15 protein-coding genes are annotated in these 19490 nt (G+C 64.1%); 6 read left to right on the top strand and 9 right to left on the bottom strand.

Annotated features, from left to right (window positions below):
• Positions 1-9 precede the first annotated feature (9 nt).
• Together NKI38_RS22305 and NKI38_RS22300 are read right to left on the bottom strand one after the other, a co-directional pair.
• Entirely contained in the window at positions 10-1329 is a 1320-nt protein-coding gene (locus tag NKI38_RS22305; RefSeq protein ID WP_352660736.1) for an MDR family MFS transporter, read from the bottom strand.
• A gap of 141 nt (positions 1330-1470) precedes the next feature.
• Entirely contained in the window at positions 1471-2127 is a 657-nt protein-coding gene (locus tag NKI38_RS22300) for an O-methyltransferase (protein ID WP_352660733.1), read from the bottom strand.
• Positions 2128-2219: 92 nt separating this feature from the next.
• Here NKI38_RS22300 and NKI38_RS22295 point away from each other — a divergent pair, with 92 nt between their 5' ends.
• Positions 2220-2855, top strand: coding sequence for a TetR/AcrR family transcriptional regulator (locus NKI38_RS22295; RefSeq protein ID WP_352660730.1), 636 nt, complete (start codon positions 2220-2222; stop codon positions 2853-2855).
• A 32-nt stretch (positions 2856-2887) separates the two neighbouring features.
• On the opposite strand, the gene NKI38_RS22290 is transcribed toward NKI38_RS22295, so the two are convergent.
• Positions 2888-6397, bottom strand: coding sequence for a PAS domain-containing hybrid sensor histidine kinase/response regulator (locus NKI38_RS22290; protein WP_352660727.1), 3510 nt, complete (start codon positions 6395-6397; stop codon positions 2888-2890).
• 261 nt (positions 6398-6658) lie between these two features.
• Between NKI38_RS22290 and mscL the strand changes: the two genes are divergently transcribed.
• Positions 6659-7081, top strand: a complete 423-nt coding sequence (gene mscL / locus NKI38_RS22285) for a large conductance mechanosensitive channel protein MscL (protein ID WP_056588266.1) — start codon at positions 6659-6661, stop codon at positions 7079-7081.
• 111 nt (positions 7082-7192) lie between these two features.
• Positions 7193-8359: a pyridoxal phosphate-dependent aminotransferase gene (locus tag NKI38_RS22280; RefSeq protein ID WP_352660724.1), complete on the top strand. Its 1167-nt coding sequence runs from the start codon at positions 7193-7195 to the stop codon at positions 8357-8359.
• Between the two features lie 44 nt (positions 8360-8403).
• Here the strand turns inward: NKI38_RS22280 and hemA are convergent, their stop codons facing one another.
• Positions 8404-9681, bottom strand: a complete 1278-nt coding sequence (gene hemA, locus NKI38_RS22275) for a 5-aminolevulinate synthase (RefSeq protein ID WP_352660721.1) — start codon at positions 9679-9681, stop codon at positions 8404-8406.
• A gap of 266 nt (positions 9682-9947) precedes the next feature.
• Between hemA and galE the strand changes: the two genes are divergently transcribed.
• The 3 genes from galE to NKI38_RS22260 all read left to right on the top strand — a co-directional run bounded on the left by galE (position 9948) and on the right by NKI38_RS22260 (position 14127).
• Positions 9948-10943 (top strand): UDP-glucose 4-epimerase GalE, encoded by a 996-nt coding sequence (galE, locus tag NKI38_RS22270; protein ID WP_352660718.1) that lies wholly within the window; start codon positions 9948-9950, stop codon positions 10941-10943.
• A 105-nt stretch (positions 10944-11048) separates the two neighbouring features.
• Complete coding sequence (locus NKI38_RS22265) at positions 11049-12299, top strand: D-amino acid dehydrogenase (protein WP_352660715.1); 1251 nt, start codon at positions 11049-11051, stop codon at positions 12297-12299.
• A 1-nt stretch (position 12300) separates the two neighbouring features.
• A complete protein-coding gene (locus NKI38_RS22260; protein WP_352660712.1) occupies positions 12301-14127 on the top strand; it encodes an alanine racemase in 1827 nt (608 codons plus the stop codon).
• Here the strand turns inward: NKI38_RS22260 and NKI38_RS22255 are convergent, their stop codons facing one another.
• Genes NKI38_RS22255 through NKI38_RS22235 form a run of 5 tightly spaced genes read right to left on the bottom strand, consistent with a single transcriptional unit; the run spans position 14128 to position 19328 of the window.
• The gene (locus tag NKI38_RS22255) at positions 14128-15504 is read right to left on the bottom strand and encodes an FGGY-family carbohydrate kinase (protein WP_352660709.1); all 1377 of its coding nucleotides are present in this window, start codon (positions 15502-15504) and stop codon (positions 14128-14130) included.
• Positions 15501-15818 carry an L-rhamnose mutarotase gene (gene rhaM, locus NKI38_RS22250; RefSeq protein ID WP_352660706.1) on the bottom strand — a complete coding sequence of 106 codons (318 nt, stop codon included), beginning with the start codon at positions 15816-15818 and terminating at the stop codon, positions 15501-15503. The genes NKI38_RS22255 and rhaM overlap by 4 nt, the downstream gene beginning before the upstream one ends.
• Complete coding sequence (locus NKI38_RS22245) at positions 15818-16813, bottom strand: ABC transporter permease (RefSeq protein WP_352660703.1); 996 nt, start codon at positions 16811-16813, stop codon at positions 15818-15820. Before NKI38_RS22245 ends, rhaM begins: the two co-directional genes overlap by 1 nt.
• The gene (locus NKI38_RS22240) at positions 16810-17790 is read right to left on the bottom strand and encodes an ABC transporter permease (RefSeq protein WP_352660701.1); all 981 of its coding nucleotides are present in this window, start codon (positions 17788-17790) and stop codon (positions 16810-16812) included. The genes NKI38_RS22245 and NKI38_RS22240 overlap by 4 nt, the downstream gene beginning before the upstream one ends.
• Positions 17787-19328 carry a sugar ABC transporter ATP-binding protein gene (locus NKI38_RS22235; protein WP_352660698.1) on the bottom strand — a complete coding sequence of 514 codons (1542 nt, stop codon included), beginning with the start codon at positions 19326-19328 and terminating at the stop codon, positions 17787-17789. The genes NKI38_RS22240 and NKI38_RS22235 overlap by 4 nt, the downstream gene beginning before the upstream one ends.
• Between the last annotated feature and the right edge of the window lie 162 nt (positions 19329-19490).

Here is a 19490-nt window from a genome sequence, read left to right as displayed (position 1 = left end):
GGAATCGCGTCAAAACAAAGAGGGGTGAGTGCCCGCCGACATTTTGGACCTTTCGGGGTCGTATGACGACCAAACCGTCGTCCCCTCCTCGGACAGCGCACCTTCGGCAGGCGAGGCGGAGCGGCGCCGTGCTTGGCCGATGGCGGCGCCAAGGCCGAGCGACGCGATCGCCACCAGCGGAATGCCGACGATCCAGGGCAGGCGCGGTGCCAGTGCGTAAAGCGCGGTGCCGATTGAAGGGCCGAGCGAGTCCTTGAGGTCGACCGCCACCGACGAAGCCGCCATGTAGGAGGCCCGTCGCGCCGGAGGCGCAAGTGCATTGACGGCGGTCGGCACCAGTGGCCCGACCAGCATCTGGGCGATCGAACTCAGGCTGACTGCTCCGATCAGCGTCAACAGTGCAGGCGAGGCGGACAGCAGCGCAAAGGCGAGTATCGTTGCGAGACCGGCACCAACCGTCAGCCACAGAGCGGACCGTGCCTGCACCATACGGCTGACCAGCATCTGCAGGCCCACCGTCAACGCAGCCGCGTAGGCGGAGAGCGCGCCGACGCCTGATGGCGTCAGCGTTCCGGCATCATGCGCATAGAGCGGGATCACGGCCTCGATCCAGTTGCCGGCGACTTCGAACAGGACGACCCAGAGCAGGAGCTTGGCCAACTGGCCGTCGCGAAACGCCGGCAGCAACGCCGAGAGACCTTCCTCCTCCTCTTCATCGTCTTCGCCCTGGTCGGCGGCGCGTCCAAGGTCGATCGTCTCTCTCAGGGCGAGCAGCATCACGATGCCGCCCAGCAGAAGCATTCCGCCGGCGGCGAGAAACACGGTGCGCAGCGACAGGAGCGCAAACAGCGCGCCGCAAGCCGGCCCGAGGATCTGCCCCGCGCTCGAACTTACACGCGCCAGGCTGAACCAGCGGGGATGCGCGGATGGCGACGTGACATCGGCGATCACAGTCAGGATCGTCGGGTGGAGCACCGACTCGCACATGCCGGTCAGCAGCAACACGATCGCGGTAGCAGCGACGCCATGCACAAAGAACAGGGCCAGGAAGCCGGCTCCGACGCCGAGCGACGATGCGATCAGCACCGGCCGTCGGCCGACCCTATCGGCGATACCGCCGATCAGCGGCGCCGCCAGAAGCTCGCCGCCGGCGTAGCAGCCGAACAGAAGGCCGATCGCACCGATCGGAATGCCAGCCTCGCTGTTCGCCCAGAGCGGAAAGAAAGGCACGAGCGCGCCATCGGCGAAACCCGCACAGAAGAAGAGCAGAAGGCCGAGCAGTGCTGGGCGCGGAGTGGCGCGCCAGGAGGAAATAAGCGTGTTGATCATGACGTCACCTGCGCATGGAGGCCCGACTGTCGTCGAAGGCCCAGGGGAGATTGCGCGTTGGTTGACGTAAACGCCTACGGTCGCCTAGAGCGACATGGAGGTTTGAGCCGCGTGGTTGATCCTATGCGGCGATCGGGCCGTTCAGCCGAGCCGCACGGACAGCTCGACGTCCTCGCCGAACGGCGTGGACATGTAGCCCGATGCCGGGGAGCGCACGCGTTCCAGATATTCGGGCGAGAAATCGGCGTTGTCGGCGATGACCAATGCGCCCGGCCTCAGGCGGCTCTCGACCAGGCTCAGGATCTCCGGGTAGATCGCCTTGGCGCCGTCGAGAAGCAGCAGGTCGATCGTATCCGGCAGGTCGGCCCTCAGCGTCTGCAGCGCGTCTCCCTCGCGGACCTCCACCAGGTCGATGAGGCCGCCCTCAGTCAGATTGGCCTTGGCCCGCGTGACCTTGGACGGCTCGAACTCGGTGGTGATCAGACGGCCGCCGCCATTGTCCCTCAGCGCCGCGGCAAGATAGAGCGTCGAGATGCCGAACGACGTTCCGAACTCGATGATGACGCGGGCGCCGCTGCCCCGTGCCAGCATATAGAGCAGCGTGCCGGTCTCCGGCGAGATCGCGAGCCAGAGATCCTTCAGCCGTCCGTAGAAATCGACATATTCGGTCTTGCTGTTGAGCAGGCGCGCCCGCTCTTCGTGCGAGAGTGCGGCCACCGCCGGACTGGTCGCGGCATTGGCTTCCTTGAACAGGCGGGCGAGCAGGGGTGCCAGCGGGGCATCGGTCAGCGTCGTCATGAAAGTCTCCGGTCGAAATGGCTGCGTGCTTGTGTTGTGCTGAAAATACGAATAATCCTTCAGGTTTCCAATTCGCATTGCCGGGCCGAGCCATGACCGGACGCCCAAGTCCTTCGATTTCCTCACGAAAACAGCCCAAACAGGCCCGTGCCACGGACCTTGTCGCGGCGATTTTGGAGGCTGCTGTTCAGGTTTTGGCGAGCGAGGGCGCGCAGCGTTTCACCACCACACGCGTCGCCGAAAGAGCCGGGGTGAGTGTCGGTTCGCTCTACCAGTATTTCCCGAACAAGGCCGCACTTCTGTTCAGGCTCCAGAGCGACGAGTGGCGGCAGACGGGTGGCCTGCTGCGCACCATACTCGAGAACGACCAGCGACCGCCGCTCGAACGGCTGCGCGCGCTGGTCCACGCCTTCATCCGCTCGGAGTGCGAAGAGGCTGCGCTGCGCGTGGCGCTCAACGACGCCGCACCCCTTTACCGTGACGCGCCCGAAGCGCACGAGGCGAAAGCCTCGGGCGAGCGCACCGTCCAGACCTTCCTGCGGGAGGCATTGCCCGAGGCTGGGCAAGCCGTCCGTGCCTTGGCGGGCGACCTGATCATCACGACGCTCAGCGCGGTGGGTAAGGACTTTTCGGGAAGTCCTCGAACGCCAGGCGAGATAGAAAGCTACGCCGACGGCATGGCCGACATGTTCTGCGCCTACCTCGAAAGCCTCGGACACCGGCGCTGAGACCGCCGGCTCCGGCCGCCCGCCCTTTGACGTTATTCCGCCGCCGATGCCAGCGGCCTGACCCTGGCCATCATCGAGCGCAGCACGGCTGGCTTCAGCGGCTTGTTGATCACCGGAATCTCGAGCCCGCCGGCGGCCGTGCGGACCTCGTTGGAGCGGTCGGCGGTGACCAGCACGGCTGGAAGGCTGTCGCCATGGATCACGCGCAGCCTGACGATGATATCGAGACCGGTTTCACCGTCGAGATGATAGTCGGCAAGGACGATGTCCGGGCGGCGCATCACGGTACTCTTCAGATCCTTTGAGCCGGACACGGTGTCGACATTGCAGCCCCAGCCTTCGAGCAGGAGCCGCATGCCTTCGAGGATACGGGCATCATTGTCGATGCACAGCACGTGCAGCCCGGCCAGCGAAGCGGTCGCGCGGGCAGGTACCCTGGTCTCGATTTCGCGTCGCGGCTCCTGCACGGCGGCCACGGGCAGGATGACGGAGAAGCGCGTGCCCTTGCCGGAATTGGAAAATATCCGGATCTCCAGGCGTAACACCCGGGCGATGCGGTCGACGATGGAGAGGCCGAGACCGAGGCCCTCGGCTTCGCGCGCGCCTTCGTCGAGCCGAGTGAATTCGCGAAAGACCGTGTTCAGCTTGTCGCCGGCGATGCCGATGCCGGTGTCGATCACCTGGATCTCGGCCAGTTCGCCGCGCCGCCTGACGCCGACCAGCACGCGGCCGTGGCGCGTGTATTTGATGGCGTTGGAGACGAGGTTCTGGATCAGGCGGCGCAAAAGGTTACGGTCCGTCATCACGGTCAGCGATGACGGCATGATCGTCAGCTCGAGCTTCTTTTCGGCGGCGAGCGGCCGGAAGTCGTTGCCGATCTGGCGCAGCAATCCGTCAAGGTTGAAGGCGCTATCGTCCGGCTTCATCGCGCCGGCATCGAGGCGGGAGATGTCGAGCACGGCGCCGAGAATGGTCTCGACCGATTCCAGCGAGGATTCGATGTTGACCGCTGCCTTGCCGGCAGGCCCCTTGCCGGCTTTCTCGATCAGCGACGAGCAATAGAGCCGGGCGGCGTTCAGCGGCTGCAGGATGTCGTGGCCAGCGGCGGCGAGAAACCGCGTCTTGCCGAGATTGGCCTCCTCGGCCAGCATCTGCGCTTGCGCCAGTTCCTCGTTGACGCGGGTCAACTCCTCGTTGACCCGGGTCAGCTCGATGGTGCGGGTCTTGACGCGCTGCTCCAGCGATTCATTGGCGCGTTTCAGCGCCAAATCCTGCTCGACGCGCCCGGAAATGTCGGCATAGGTGGCGACGATGCCGCCGTCCGGCATCGGGTTGGAACGCAGTTCCAGGATGCGGCCGCTGGTCTTCAGTTCCATCTGCCAGGGGCTGACGAAGCTGGTCAGCCGGTTGAGCATCGCCACACGCTGATCGGCAGGGATATCGCCCCGCTCCGAGAGATGGCGCAGGATGCGGTCGAGCGAGACGCCGACCTGGCCCATCTCATCGGGCAGGTCGAACAGCGCCCGGTATTGGCGGTTCCAGCAGATCAGGCGGAAGTCGCGATCGAAGACAGTGATGCCTTGTTCCATCTGGTCGAGCGCGATCTGAAGCAGGTCGCGGTTGTGCTGCAGCGCCTCGGTGGCGTCGTCGAGCAAGCGGAAGGCATCCCTGGATTCGCGGTCGTGGCGCCGAAACAGCAGCGACAGGATCAGCCGTGCCGAGGAGGAGCCGACGGCGCTGGCCAGCAGTTGCTCGGAAAAGCGGATGACGTCCATGCTCGCCTGCTCGTTGCCGTGCAGCGAGGTTCCGTTGGTCTTTTCGAACGACTGGAAGGAGCGCTCGGTGCGCTCGACGCCAAGATAGCGCCCGATCGTATCCTTGAGGTCGTTGACGGTGATGGCGGTGCGGAAGCGGCGCAGGCTGGGCATCGGGCCGGCCTCGCGCGGCACGAAGATCGACGCCTGGATGCGTTCCAGCGGCACCGACGCGCGCGAGAGCGAGCCCAGCACGAAGAACACCGCGTTGATCGACAGGCTCCACAACACGCCATGGTTCAGCGGTTCGGCGACGGTGCCGAACAGCGCCTGCGGCCGCAACGCCTCGAAGCCGAACAGCCCGTGCACGATGATGCCGGTATCGGGTGCGACAAGCGACGGAAATAGCAGCGTGTAGCCCCAGATGAGGATGCCGGCGACCATGCCAAGTGCTGCCCCCCGGCCGTTCGCACCGCGCCAGATCAGCCCGCCGATCAGGGCGGGTGCGAACTGGGCGATGGCCGCGAACGACATCAGGCCGATCGACGACAGGCGCGCGCTGTTGGTGCTTTCGCGATAGTAGAGGAAGGCGATGAACAGCAGGATGAAGATCGCCCCGCGCCGCACATTGAGGATGAGCGTCGACCAGTCTTCGTTCTCTGAGGTCGAAGTCTTTAGCAACCGGCGCACGAACAGCGGAATGACGAGGTCGTTGGAGATCATGATCGACAGCGCCACGCTCTCGACGATCACCATCGCGGTCGCCGCCGACAGCCCGCCGATAAAAGCCGCCATCGCCAGCACGTCATGGCCGCTGAACAGAGGCAGCGACAGCACATAGAGATCGCTGCTGGTTCCGGTGCCGACCAGCGACAGGCCGGCAAAGGCGATCGGCAGCACGAACAGATTGATCGCCACGAGGTAGAGCGGAAACACCCATGTCGCGGTGCGCAACTCGGCCTCGCCGCGGTTCTCGACGATGGTGACGTAGAACTGTCGCGGCAGCATGATGATGGCAAAGCCGCTCAGGCAAGTCAGCACCAGCCAGGTGGCGAGCGAGGTGTTGTAGCTCATCGCCTGCCGAACCTGTGCATTCTGGGCGAGCTTGTCGACCATGTCGCCCGGGCCGCCGAAGATCAGGAAGGTGACCATCAGGCCGATCGCCAGGAAGGCGGCAAGCTTGACCACGGTTTCGACCGCCACCGCCAGCACCAGCCCGTCCTGGTGTTCGGTGGCGTCGGCGTGGCGTGTGCCGAACAGAACCGCAAACAGCGCCAGCAGCATGGCGACGACCAGCGAGATGTCGCTGACGAAGGGATCGAAGGAGGGCGGCGATCCCGTATAGTGCTCGACCATCAGGCTGACCGAACCGGAGATCGCCTTCAACTGCAGCGCGATATAAGGCACGGCGCCGATGGTGGCGATCAGCGTGGCGATTGCAGCGACAGTAAAACTCTTGCCGTAGCGTGCGCCGAGGAAGTCGGCGATCGAGGTGATCTTCTCGGTCTTGGCCAGCCGCACGATGCGGTTGAGCAGCGGAAAGCCGAACACGAACACCAGCACCGGGCCGGTATAGATGCCGAGGAATTCGAGGCCGCGTTCGGAGGAGAGGCCGACCGAGCCGAAAAACGTCCAGGACGTGCAGTAGATGGCGAGGCTGAGTGCGTAGATGAAGGGCCGGGCCCGGCTTGGCTCGGAAATGGCCGAACGGCGGTCGCCCAGGCTGGCGATGGCGAACAGCAGCGTCACATAGGCGATCGCGATGATGACGATGAACAAGCCCTGCACGCTTGGAATTTCCTCCTATGCCGTCTTTTATCCGGCTTGCCCGGACGCAATCACAGCTTCGCGTCCGAGTCCATCGCGGCTTTGGAAGCATGATCGCGGCCGCGACATTCAGATAAGCAGAACCAGGGGTGCCCACAGAGAAAGCAGTTGTTTTCCCCTTTTTGCCGATGTTGCAACCGGAGGTTTTTGTTATGTTGCCCTTAGGTCGATGCCCGCAGGGACGGAAACGGCAGTGCGACCGGTCATGACAAGGAGGGTCGAATGCTGAAAGAATTCCAGGAATTCATTTCCAAGGGCAATGTGATGGACCTTGCGGTCGGCGTCATCATCGGCGCGGCCTTCGGCAAGATCGTCGATTCCCTTGTCAACGACATCATTATGCCGATCGTCGGCGCGATTTTCGGCGGCCTGGACTTCAACAACTATTTCCTGGGGCTCTCCTCGGCCGTCAACGCCACGTCGCTGGCGGACGCCAAAAAGCAAGGCGCGGTTTTCGCGTATGGCAGCTTCATCACCGTGGCGCTGAACTTCCTTATTCTCGCTTTCATCATCTTCCTGATGGTCAAGGCGGTGAACAACATGCGCAAGCGGCTTGAGCGCGAGAAGCCGGCTGCACCAGCCGCTCCGCCGCCGGCCGATGTCGCGCTGCTCACCGAAATTCGCGACCTGCTCGCCAAGAGATAATTCGGCAAAGCCTTGCTGGACCAAAACCCCGGTCGTTCGCGGCCGGGGTTTTCTGTTTTCGCATCTGGTAAGGAGCGCTGATCAACGCCCGAGATTGGAACGGACCCGCCCATGACCCTGATCGACAGCTTGCGCACTGAGGCCCGCGCCGCGCCCGAAAGCGGCATTGTCGCCGTCGTCAATTACGGCCGCCTGCGCGAGGGCATGATCCCGCTCTGGGCCGGCGAGGGCGACCTGCCGACGCCGGCCTTCATCACCGATGCCGCGTCGAAGGCGCTGGCCGGCGGCGAGACATTCTATACCTGGCAGAGAGGCATCCCCGATCTCAGGCAGGCGCTTTCCCGCTACTATGCCAGGCATTTCGGCAAGACCTTCCCCGAGGAGCAATTCATCGTCACCGGGTCCGGCATGCATGCCATCCAGCTGGCGCTCGACGCGCTCGCCGGTGCCGGCGACGAGGTCATCTATCTGTCGCCGGCCTGGCCGAATTTCGACGCTGCAGCAGGGATATCGGGAGCCGTTCCGGTGACGGTCACGCTCGACCATTCCGGCAATGGCTGGTCCTGCGACGTCGAGAAGATCGCGGCGGCGATTACGCCTCGCACCAAGGCGCTGTTCATCAACACGCCGTCTAACCCGACCGGCTGGACCGCCGATCACGAGACCTTGCGGGCGATCCTCGATCTGGCGCGCGCGAAAAACCTCTGGATCATCGCCGACGAGATTTATTCACTGTTCCACTACAGCCATGGCCGTGCGCCGTCCCTCCTCGATATCGCCACGGCGGAAGACCGCATCCTGTTCGTCAACAGTTTCTCCAAGAACTGGGCGATGACCGGCTGGCGCGTCGGCTGGATCAAGACACATCCGTCCCTGCAGCAGGTGTTCGAGAACCTGATCCAGTATTCGAATTCCGGCGTTGCCCAGTTCATGCAGCGCGGCGCGGTTGCGGCCCTTGACGAAGGCGATGCCTTCGTTGCCGAACAGGTAGAGCGGGCGCGCAAGGCGCGCGATCTGGTCTGCGGCATTCTCGGCGCCGCCGGCCGTGCCCGGTTCACCGTGCCGCAAGGTGCGTTCTATCTTTTCTTCACGGTTGACGGCATCACAGATTCGCGCGCGGCTGCCTTCGACATCGTCGACAAAGCCAATGTCGGCCTGGCTCCCGGCACGGCTTTCGGCCCCGGCGGCGAAGCCTTCCTCAGGCTGTGCTTCCACCGCCGCCTCGACCAGATCGAGGAAGCGGCGCATCGTCTGGCGAATTGGATGAAGACTGTTTGAGTCGCTGACGCAGAAACCCGCGTCAGGAGAGTTTAAAACGGGCTTCAGCCGCCTGATTTCGGCACCAGCAACGGAATAATCCGGTCGCTCTTGGCCACAGATGGCCGACCGGCGGAGCCGTAGGGAATGCCGAGTGCATCCCAGGTCTCGACCAGCGCGTCCTGCAGTTCGGCGATCAGTGCATCGGAGTGGAACGGCGTCGGCGTGATGCGCAGCCGTTCGGTGCCGCGCGGCACGGTCGGGTAGTTGATGGGCTGGATGTAGATGCCGTGCACGCCGAGCAGCCGGTCGCTGGCCATCTTGCAAGCTTCCGGATCGCCGACCAGCACCGGCACAATATGGGTCGGCGATTCCATCACCGGCAGGCCGGCCGCTGAGAGAATCTGCTTGGTTCGCGTCGCCTGCTGTTGCTGGGCGTCGCGCTCGGCCTGCGAGCGCTTGAGATGGCGGATCGACGTGGTCGCGGCAGCCGCGATTGCCGGCGGCAGCGCCGTGGTGAAGATGAAGCCCGGCGCATACGAGCGCACGGCGTCGATGACAGCACTTGTGCCGGTGATGTAGCCACCCAGCGTGCCGAATGCCTTGGCGAGCGTGCCTTCGATGATGTCGATGCGGTCGGCCAGGCCCTCGCGTTCGGTGATGCCGCCGCCACGCGGTCCGTACATCCCGACGGCATGGACCTCGTCGATATAGGTCATGGCGTTGTAGCGCTCGGCGAGTTCGACGATCTGCTTGATCGGCGCAATGTCGCCATCCATCGAATAGACGCTTTCGAAGACGATCAGCTTGGCGCGTTCGCGGCCCGCCGCCTGCAGCAGGCTTTCCAGATGCGCGACGTCATTGTGACGGAAAATCTTCTTCTCGGCACCGGAGCGCCGCACGCCTTCGATCATCGAGGCGTGGTTCAACTCGTCCGAGATGATCAGGCAATTGGGCAAAAGCCGCGCGATGGTCGAAATCGAGGCTTCGTTGGAGACGAAGCCGGAGGTGAAGACGAGTGCGGCTTCCTTGTCGTGCAGGTCGGCAAGCTCCAGCTCGAGCTCTACCAGCGGATTGCTGGTGCCGGAAATATTGCGGGTGCCGCCGGCGCCCGACCCCATTTTGCCGGCCGCATTCTGGAAAGCGGCGATGACGTCGGGATGCTGGCCCATGCCGAGATAGTCATTGGAGCACCAGACGGTGATTTCCTCGGCACGGCCGTTGGAACGCCAGATGGCGCGCGGAAACTTGCCCGCGATGCGCTCGAGGTCGGCGAAGACGCGATAGCGACGCTCTGCATGGAGCTGGTCGATCGCTTCCTCGAAAAACCGCTGATAGTTCATGTCGACTTCCCAATTTTGCGCGGGATCATAATCATTGCCCTATTGGTCGTCCACCGGGCCTTTTTGGTCAAAATGCCACGCCCCGGACCTGTTCCTAACGACCACGGATCGTGGCCTATTCCGTTGATGTGGATCAATTTTTGTTTCAGGACGATGCCACATGCCGACAATATCGGTTACCACGAGTTCTAATGGCCATCAGGCAGGCTTTCCAGTAGAGCGGGGTTGAGACAGTTTCCGATAAATCTTGAGATGCGAGGTCGCGGATGACAGTTTTGGTAACAGGCGGCGCCGGCTATATCGGCAGCCATATGGTCTGGGAGCTGCTGGATGCCGGCGAGAGCGTGGTCGTTCTCGACCGTCTTTCGACCGGCTTCGAATGGGCGGTGGCGCCGGAGGCGAAGCTGGTGGTTGGCGATGTCGCCGACAGGGAGCTGGTCGGCTCGATCATCAGGGACAACAAGGTCGACGCGATCATCCATTTCGCCGGTTCGATCGTGGTCCCGGAATCGGTCGCCGACCCGCTTGCCTACTACGAGAATAACACCAGCAAGACGCGCACGCTGATTGAGACCGCGGTGCGCGAAGGCGTGCCCAATTTCATCTTTTCCTCGACCGCGGCCGTCTATGGCGGCGCCGGACTGGAGCCAGTGCGCGAGGATGCCCGCCTGGCGCCGGAATCGCCCTATGGCCTGTCCAAGCTGATGAGCGAATGGATGCTGCGCGATGCAGCGATCGCGCACGGCCTGCGCTATACCGCGCTGCGCTATTTCAACGTCGCCGGCGCCGACCCGAAGGGCCGCACCGGCCAGTCGACGCCGGGCGCCACCCATCTGATCAAGGTCGCCTGCGAGACGGCGCTCGGGAAGCGGCTGTTCATGCAGGTGTTCGGCACCGATTATCCGACGCCGGACGGCACCTGCATGCGCGACTATATCCATGTCAGCGATCTGGCGGCGGCGCATCGCCTGGCCCTGCAGCGGCTACGCGCCGGGGGACAAAGCCTCGTCGCCAATTGCGGCTACAGTCATGGTTACTCGGTGCTCGAGGTCATAGACAGCGTGCGGCGCGCCTTTGGCCATGATTTCGAGGTGAAGATGGGCGACCGCCGTCCCGGCGACGCTGCGGCGGTGGTTGCCAATTCGGATCTCGCCCGCGCCGAACTCGGCTGGACCCCGCAACGCGACGACCTCGACCAGATCGTTGCCGACGCGCTCGCCTGGGAGCGCATCCTGACCGGCAAGAACTCCGCGCGGGGCTGAGCCGGGCTCTCCCAAGGGCTCGCAAGGGACGCGGCGAAGCGCTATTGAAGGCATTCGCGGCACGACGTGGAGGCGCTGCGCCGCGAGGAGCTTTTGGGGGATGGCATGAAAATAACGGTGCTCGGGGCCGGTGTCGTCGGTACGGCCGCCGCCTATTATTTGGCGAGCGACGGCCACGAGGTCACCGTGATCGAGCGCCATGCGGCGCCGGCGCGCGGCACCAGCCAGTCGAACGCCGGTCTGGTGTCGCCGGGGGATGCCACCGCCTGGGCTTCGCCGGCGGCCCTGAAGACATTCCTGCGTGCGCTCTACAACCATGATCTCGGCATCAAGGTCCGGCTGCGCTTCGATCCCTACTTCCTCGCCTGGAGCCTGCGCTTCCTGCGCCAATGCACGAAAGAGCGCCTGCGCGCCAACAGCCGGGTCAAGCTGCGCCTGGCGCTCTATTCCCGCGACTGCATCAACGCCATCTCCGCCGAGACCGGCGTTCGCTATGACGAGCGCAAGAAGGGCATCCTCTATTTCTTCCGCTCGCAGCACAGTCTCGACACCGGCACCGACAATTATCGCTATCTGGCCGAGCACGGCCTGCCGATCGAGATCGTCGGCCGCGAACGGCTGGTCGAACTTGAACCGGGTCTTGCCGGTGTGAAGGAGAAGATCGCCGGCGGCGTCTATTCGCCGATCGACCAGACCGGCGATTCCCGACAGTTCGTCGAAAAACTCGCCGCTCATTCAGCCGAAAAGCTTGGCGTAAGATTTCTCTATGGAACGACGGTCGAGGGCCTCGATATCGAGGGCGACCGGGTGCGCGCGGTGATGACCTCCGCCGGACCGGTTTCGGGTGATGCCGTGGTCGTCTCGATGGGGCCGGAAAGCGGCCTGCTCGGCCGCCGCTATAGCATCGACCTGCCTGTCTATCCGGTGAAGGGTTATACCGCGACCATCCCGCTGGAAGACGAAAGCAAGGGTCCGACGATGGGCGGCGCCGACGAGGACCAGTTGATCGCCTATTCCAGGCTTGGCAACCGGCTGCGGCTCGCTTCGACAGCCGAATTCACCGGCTTCGACCGCACCCACAAGCCGAGCGACTTTGCCGCCATGTTCAGGACCGGCAAGGACCTGTTCCCCGGTGCTTTCGACGAGAAAAAGGCCGAGCTGTGGGCCGGCCTGCGGCCGATGATGCCGAACTCGGTGCCGGTCATCGGCCAGGCGCGCTATGAGAACCTCTATCTCGACACAGGCCACGGCCACGTCGGCTGGACCATGGCCTGCGGCTCGGGAAAATTCCTTGCCGATATTGTTGCCGGCCGCAAGCCGGAGATCGACCCGCAAGGGCTGGTCTACGGAGGCTAGGATGTCGGGACCGCAAGTCGCCATCGACCTCGGCCGCATCGAGCGTAATGCGCGCACCATCGTCGAGCGTTGCGCGCTATCGGGCATCAAGGTGTTCGGCGTCACCAAGGGCACTTGCGGCATGCCGCAGGTGGCGCGCGCCATGCTGCGCGGCGGCGTTGCCGGCATCGCCGAATCGCGGTTCGAAAACATCCGCCGGCTGCGCGACAGCGGCATCAACGCACCGATCATGCTGTTGCGCAGTCCGCCGATGGCGCGTGTCGAGGAGGTGGTGCGCACCGTCGACATCAGCCTGCAGTCGGAACTCTCCACCATCCGCGAGATTTCGCGCATCGCCGAACGGATGGGCCGCGTCCACGACATCATGCTGATGATCGATCTCGGCGATCTCCGCGAAGGCATCTGGCCGAATGACCTGGTCCCGACGGTCGAGCAGATCCTGCAATACAAAGGCGTGCGCATCGCCGGCATCGGCACCAATCTCGGCTGTTTCGGCGCCATCATGCCGACGCCGGAAAACCTCGGCCAGCTCGTCGCCCATGCCTACAAGACCGAGCGCCTGTCCGGCAAAAGCCTCGACTGGATCTCCGGCGGCGCCTCGTCGTCGCTGCCGCTGCTGCTCGAAGGCAGACTGCCGGCCGGCATCAACAATCTGCGTGTCGGCGAGGCGATCCTGCAAGGCGGCGTCGAGACTTTTCGCGACACGCCGTGGGCCGAGCTCGAACCCGATGCCTGCCGCCTGACCAGCGACATCATCGAGGTCAAGCTCAAGCCGTCACGGCCGATTGGTCAATCCGGCTATGACGCCTTCGGCAACCAGCCGGTCTTCCCCGACGAGGGCGACAGGCTGCGCGCCATTGCCAATATCGGCCGCGAGGATGTGCTGGTCGAGGGGTTGACGCCGATCGCCAAGGGGATACGGGTGCTCGGCGCCTCCAGCGACCATCTGTTGCTGGATGTTGCCGATGCCGATCCGCCGGCGACCGTCGGAGACCGCGTCGCCTTCCGCATGAGCTATGGCGCCATGCTGCTGGCGATGACTTCGGAATATGTCGAGAAGGCTCCGATGCATGACGTCGAGGACTTTTCTGGCCGCAAGATGGTTCAGATCACGGCCGAGCAGGGGGCTGCCGGCATCCTGGCTCGGGAAGGCACCGGCGCGCGGCTGGAGGCGATGAATTTCGACGTCGTGGAACTCGCCGATATCGAGCGGCCGCCGTCGGGGCTGATCCGGCTGACGGCCGGCGCCGACCGTCGCATCGCCCACAAAGCGCTGACCGCGACGGCGCGCGCGACGCATTCCTTCGGCCTGATCTGGATCGATTCCATCGCCGCCCTGATGCCCGAGGACGAGGACGGCATCGACCTGCCGGAAGGCTCGGTGCTGGCGCGTGCGCTTTGCCTCGACCACAAGGCAGGCGCGTTGCAGCCGCAGCTGTCGCCGGAGAATGTCGTCATCGTCGGCCTGCGCCATGCCGATCCGGCTGAAGCGAGGGTGCTGAAGGATTCGCGCGTGTCGGCCTTCACCATGACCGATATCGACGCCATGGGCATGCGCGACCTGATGCATGAGGCGATCCGCATCGCTACATCAGGCACGCAAGGTTTTCACGTCAGCTACTCGCCCACAGTGACCGAATTCGCCGGCTGGGCGGCGGGCTCCGGCGGGCTGACTGTGCGCGAGACCCATCAGGCGATGGAGGCGATCGCGCTCTCCGGCGGACTGCTGTCGATGGATGTTTCGGGCCTGACCGCGGATCTGGAGCCCCGGATCGGCACCGACGTCGTCAACTTCGTCATGTCGGCCTTCGGCAAGCGGATCTTGTAGTCAGCTCCGCGCTACGACCGCGGCGCGCCAGGCACTGACGTAGTCGGACCAGACCGGGTCGGTAGGCGGCTCCATTCTTTCGCCTTTGCCCTGCGCCATCAATTGATCGGTTGCCAGCAACGCGGCGCCGATGCTGGTGCCGGTGGCGGCCTCGGACGCAACGACGGAGCGTGCCGTGCCGGCTGCCAGCATGCCGACAAAGAGCCGGTTGCGGGCAAAGGGACCTTCGACAGTGGTCGGGCCGTCGGCGCCGATCAGGTCGAAACAGGTCGCCGTCATCAACGCCAGGTAGAACGAGATGGCGGCAAAGCGCTGGCCGCTGTTCATCCCGTCGGCGTTGAGCCATATCGCGGTCTGATGCGGGAACGGCCCCGACCCTTGCTGGGTCGATGGCAGCAACAGCACCTTTCGCGCCAGCACGGCGCCGACATCATCTTCGCTCCACTGCTCGGGCTGGCCCTTCGTCAGCACGGAAAATTCGCGCCCGCCCATGAAGCGCGCCGAGGGAACGGGATTGCCGAGTGCGTTGACATTGACCAGCGTGTCGCGCGCCGCATCCAGCGCAATCTGTTTGCCGCCGACCGCCATCGACACCACCCAGGTGCCGGTCGAGACGACGGAGAAAGGCGGTTTGTCGGAGAGAAGATGCGGCAGCAGCGAGGCGTTGGAGTCATGCAGGCCGCAGAAGACCGGCGTTTGCCGGTCAAGGCCGGTTCGCGCGGCAAGCGCCGGCAGGATCGGGCCGAGGCGATCCCTGGCTGGCCTCACCGGCGCCATCAGCCCGCGCCAGTCCAGCCTGTCGACCAATGATGAAAAATTCGCCGTCCACGGGTTCCACAGATCGGTGTGGCAGCCGAGTGAGGTAACTTCGTTGGCAGCGACACCGGTCAGGCGCAAGGCCCAATATTGCGGATACATCAGCATCGCGGCGGCCTTGGCGAATTCCGCCGGGAAGCTTTTCTGCTGCCAGAAGAATTGCGCGCCCAGATTGAGCCCGAGCGGCAGGCGCGGCGTGCCGGTCTCGGCGAAAGGTGGGCGGATCGCGTCATAGTCCGCCGCCAGCCTGTGTGGGCCGTCGAACTCATAGTCGAGCACCGGCAGCACCAGTTCGCCCGCGGCGTCGACCAGCGCGCCCGTCGCGCCATGGGTCGTAATCGAAATGGCGTCGATGCGCTGTTCGCGGTGGAGGCTGGCAAGGCTTTCGAGGATGAATGTCCACAAGGTCTCGACATCGTGGTGCGGGTAGGGCGCCTGCCGCACCGGCGCATTCGCCATGCGGCGCAACGCCACCTCGCTCAATGTCGCGAGGTCGACCAGTGCCACCTTGGCGTTGGTCTTGCCGATGTCGATGACGGCGATGTGGCGCATCGCACTCATGCCATATGGAACACGGTTTCCAGCGGCACGGCCACCGGTTCGTTGTCCGGCTTCGTCTCCATGATGTCGGCCATGTGGGCCCACCAGCGCTGCATCTCCGGATGCTTCGGCAGGTCGTCCATGCCGTGGTCGTCTCGCCGCCACAGCACCCCGAACAGAATGCTGGTCTCTTCGTCGAGATGGATGGAATAATCGGAGACGCCGGCCTGCTTCAGCAGTGCGACCAGCGACGGCCAGATCTCGTCGTGGCGCTTCTTGTACTCGGCCTTCATGCCGGGCTTCAGCTTCATCTTGAACGCATATTTCTGCGACATCAGCTGCTACCACGCAGCCGCCGCCAGACGATCGGCAGCGCGATGACGATGATCAGCAGCATGCCGATGAAGATCGACATGACGATGCCGGGCACGTTGAGCAGGCCGAGCCCGAAGGTCACCAGCCCCATGATGAAAGCGGCGAGCACGACGCCCACGATGCTGCCGGCACCGCCGAGGATGCTGACGCCGCCGAGCACCACCATGGTGATGACTTCCAACTCATAGCCCTGTGCGATCGACGGCCGGGTCGAACCGAGCCGTGAGGTGATCAGCACCGAGGCGATGCCCGACATCAGGCCGGTCAGGCAGAACAGGATGAACTTGGTGCGGCCGACGCGCACACCGGAAAATTGTGCTGCGACCGGATTGTTGCCGATGGCAAAGACGCGGCGGCCGAAACTCGTGCGGTGCAGCAGGAACCAGTAAGCGACGGCCGCGATGAGGAAGAGCACAAGTTCGAACGACACCACCCACCAGACATAGCCTTGGCCGAAGAAGGCGAAGCTTTCGGGATAGCCCTTGTAGGCTTGGTCGCCGAGGATGATGAAGGCGATGCCGCGAAACAGGCTCATCGTGCCGATGGTGACGACGATGGAGGGCAGGCCGAGCCTTGTCACCAGCAGACCGTTGAAAGCGCCGCAGCCGAGCCCGACGACGACGCCGATCAGCACCAGCACGGGCGTGCCGGCGCCGGCCTGCACCGCCATGCCCATCATGGTCGACGCCAGCGCGATGATGGCCGCCACCGACAGGTCGATCTCGCCTGAAATGATCAGCAGCGCCATGGCGAAGGCGATCAGGCCTTTCTCGGTGAAATTGAAGGTGAGATCGGACAGCGAGTACGGGTCGAGGAAATAGGGCGAGGCGAAGCTGTTGATGGCGAAGATCGCCACCGCCACCACGACCAGCAGCGCTTCCCAGGAAAAGATCGCCGAACGCAACGGCTTGTCGAGCCGGTCGGGGATGTGGCGCGGGGCAGGGATGTCGGTCATGTCACCGCCTCCATCTTTCTCAGGATGATGCGGCCCTGCCGGCGTTCGCTGCGCGCGTTGAGCACGACGGCCAGGATGATGGCGCTGCCAGAAATCGCCATCTGCCAGAAGGGCGAGATGTTGATCACCGGCAGTGCGTTGGAGATGATGCCGAGGAACAGCGCGCCGAGCACCGCGCCGCCGACCGAGCCGATGCCGCCGGCGATCGAGATGCCGCCGATGACGCAGGCGGCGATGATGTTGAGCTCATAGCCGTTGGCGACCTCGACCGAGGCAATCACATAGCGCGAGATCCAGAGGTAGCCGGAAAGCCCGCCGATCATGCCGGAGATGCAGAAGACGATGAACTTCGTCCGGCCGACATCGATGCCGGCATAGACGGAAGCCGTCGGGTTGACGCCGATGGCATAGATCGAGCGGCCGAGCGCGGTGCGCGTCATCAGGACGAAAAAAAGCGCGATGACCAGGATGGCGATCCAGGACAGCACCGGAATGCCGAGGAAGGCCGCCCGCTGGAAGCCGATGAAGTCCGGGCTCATCTTGTCGGCATTGACCCAGGCGCCGCCGGACAGGACGAAGGTGGCGCCGCGATAGATAGTCAGCGTGCCCAACGTCACCACGATCGAGGGGATGTTCAGCCGCCAGACCAAAAGGCCGTTGATGGCGCCGAGCACCAGGCCGACCAGCAGCGCGATAACGATCAGCAGCGGGATCGGGATTGCCGGATGCGCGGCGTTCAGCATCGCCACCACCATGCCGGTGAAGCAGAGGTTGGACGCCATCGACAGATCGATCGACCGGGTCAGGATGACAACCATCTGGCCCAGCGCCAAGATCATCAGGATCGAGGTGTCGTTGAACACCTGGCGCAAATTGCCGGGGTCGGCAAAGGCCGGGAAGCGCGTCGATATCAGCCCGATCAGCACGACGATGGCCGTGAGCAGCCAGATTTCACGGTATTTGAAAAAGGCCTTCATGCCGCGATCCCTGCTGCCGTCCTGACCAGCGTCTCGGCGTCCAGCCCCTTGTTGTCGTAGACCGCAGCGACGAGACCTTCCCGCATGACGACGACGCGATCGGACATGCCGAGGATTTCCGGCAGTTCCGACGATACCATGATCACCGACAGGCCCTGCTCCACCAGTTCGGCCATGAAGCCGTGCACGGCGGCCTTGGAGCCGATGTCGATGCCCTTGGTTGGCTCGTCAAGGATGATCACCTTGGGCGCGGTCGCCAGCCATTTGGCGATGACGATCTTCTGCTGGTTGCCGCCCGATAACGTACCGACATCCTGGCTGAGCGAGGAGGCGCGCAGGTCGAGCCGCTCGGTGTAGGAGCGGGCGAGCGAAAACTCCTCCGCCAGCCGCAGCAGGCCGGATCTTGAGGTGCGCTTGAGCGAAGGCAGCGAGATGTTCTGGAAGATCGGCAGGCCGATCACTACGCCTTGCTTGCCGCGTTCCTCGGGCACGTAGACGATGCCGGCATCGATCGAATCCGCCGCCGATCTCGGCGCGATCACCTTGCCTTCCAGCGTGATCGTGCCGCCCGACGTGCGGGTGATGCCCGATATCGCCTGCATCACCTCGCTGCGCCCGGCGCCGACAAGGCCGTAGAAGCCGAGGATCTCTCCCTTGTGCAGCTCGAAGCCGATGTCGTTGAACTCGGTCGGATGCGACAGGCCGGAGACGGACAGCACCGGCGCGCCGATCTCGGCCTTGCGCTGCGGAAAGATGTGGTCGACCGCGCGGCCGACCATCATGCGCACGATCTGGCTCTGACCGGCGTCCTTGATGAGACCTTCACCGACCATCTCGCCGTCGCGGAACACCGTGTAGCGGTCGGCGATGCGGTAGATCTCGTCGAACTTGTGGCTGATGAACAGGATCGCCTTGCCTTCGCTTTTGAGGAATTCGATCAGCAGGAAAAGCTCCTCGATCTCCTTCATCGAAAGGGCGGCGGTCGGCTCGTCCATGATGACGATCTGCGCATCGATCGACATGGCACGCGCCACGGCGACCAGATGCTTGTTGGCGATGCCGAGATCCTTCAATCGCGCGTCGGCGTCGATATGGGCGGCATGCATGATGTCGAGCACTTCGCGGGCATTCTTGCGCATCGTGCGCCAGTCGATGGTGCCGAAACGCGTACGTGGCGCGTGGCCGAGAAAGATGTTTTCAGCAACCGTCAAATCGTCGAACAGCACGGTTTCCTGGTGGATGGCGGTGACGCCATAGCCGAAGGCGGCATGCGCGCTGGGCAGGGTGACGGCCTCGCCGTCGATGCTGATTGTGCCCGTGTCGGGCTGGTAGATGCCGGTCATGATCTTGACCAGGGTCGACTTGCCGGCGCCGTTTTCGCCGATCAATGCCGTCACCTGGCCCGGATAGAGCGACAGGCTGACATTGTGCAGCGCGCGCACGCCGGGAAAGCTCTTGGAAATGCCGGACAGCGTCAGACGTGGAGCCAAGGCCGGAGGCCGCTCCGTTGCCGCGCTGTGTTGGGCTGTCGCGTCCATAGTCGTATCAAGCCCTGAAACAAGGTCCGTTTGAAGTCGCCGGGGGGGGGGGGGGGGGGCCCCCCCCCCGCGACCTGCTGCCGAGGCGCAAAGGCCGGCGCCGACTGGGGATAGACGGGGTACGCCGGTTCCTGCGTTGGCTTCACGTTTTCAGCGGAGACC

The sequence above is a fragment of the Mesorhizobium sp. M0621 genome, assembly GCF_040320745.1.
GTDB lineage: Bacteria > Pseudomonadota > Alphaproteobacteria > Rhizobiales > Rhizobiaceae > Mesorhizobium.
The sequence above is the reverse complement of the archived record's forward strand: the minus strand, read 5'-3'. Positions and strand labels throughout refer to the sequence as shown.

Coding starts and splice junctions, on each gene's coding strand:
- NKI38_RS22305 (WP_352660736.1), bottom strand. CDS start 1,329: ATGATCAACACGCTTATTTCCTCCTGGCGCGCCACTCCGCGCCCAGCA.
- NKI38_RS22300 (WP_352660733.1), bottom strand. CDS start 2,127: ATGACGACGCTGACCGATGCCCCGCTGGCACCCCTGCTCGCCCGCCTG.
- NKI38_RS22295 (WP_352660730.1), top strand. CDS start 2,220: ATGACCGGACGCCCAAGTCCTTCGATTTCCTCACGAAAACAGCCCAAA.
- mscL (WP_056588266.1), top strand. CDS start 6,659: ATGCTGAAAGAATTCCAGGAATTCATTTCCAAGGGCAATGTGATGGAC.
- NKI38_RS22280 (WP_352660724.1), top strand. CDS start 7,193: ATGACCCTGATCGACAGCTTGCGCACTGAGGCCCGCGCCGCGCCCGAA.
- hemA (WP_352660721.1), bottom strand. CDS start 9,681: ATGAACTATCAGCGGTTTTTCGAGGAAGCGATCGACCAGCTCCATGCA.
- galE (WP_352660718.1), top strand. CDS start 9,948: ATGACAGTTTTGGTAACAGGCGGCGCCGGCTATATCGGCAGCCATATG.
- NKI38_RS22265 (WP_352660715.1), top strand. CDS start 11,049: ATGAAAATAACGGTGCTCGGGGCCGGTGTCGTCGGTACGGCCGCCGCC.
- NKI38_RS22260 (WP_352660712.1), top strand. CDS start 12,301: ATGTCGGGACCGCAAGTCGCCATCGACCTCGGCCGCATCGAGCGTAAT.
- NKI38_RS22255 (WP_352660709.1), bottom strand. CDS start 15,504: ATGAGTGCGATGCGCCACATCGCCGTCATCGACATCGGCAAGACCAAC.
- rhaM (WP_352660706.1), bottom strand. CDS start 15,818: ATGTCGCAGAAATATGCGTTCAAGATGAAGCTGAAGCCCGGCATGAAG.
- NKI38_RS22245 (WP_352660703.1), bottom strand. CDS start 16,813: ATGACCGACATCCCTGCCCCGCGCCACATCCCCGACCGGCTCGACAAG.
- NKI38_RS22240 (WP_352660701.1), bottom strand. CDS start 17,790: ATGAAGGCCTTTTTCAAATACCGTGAAATCTGGCTGCTCACGGCCATC.
- NKI38_RS22235 (WP_352660698.1), bottom strand. CDS start 19,328: ATGGACGCGACAGCCCAACACAGCGCGGCAACGGAGCGGCCTCCGGCC.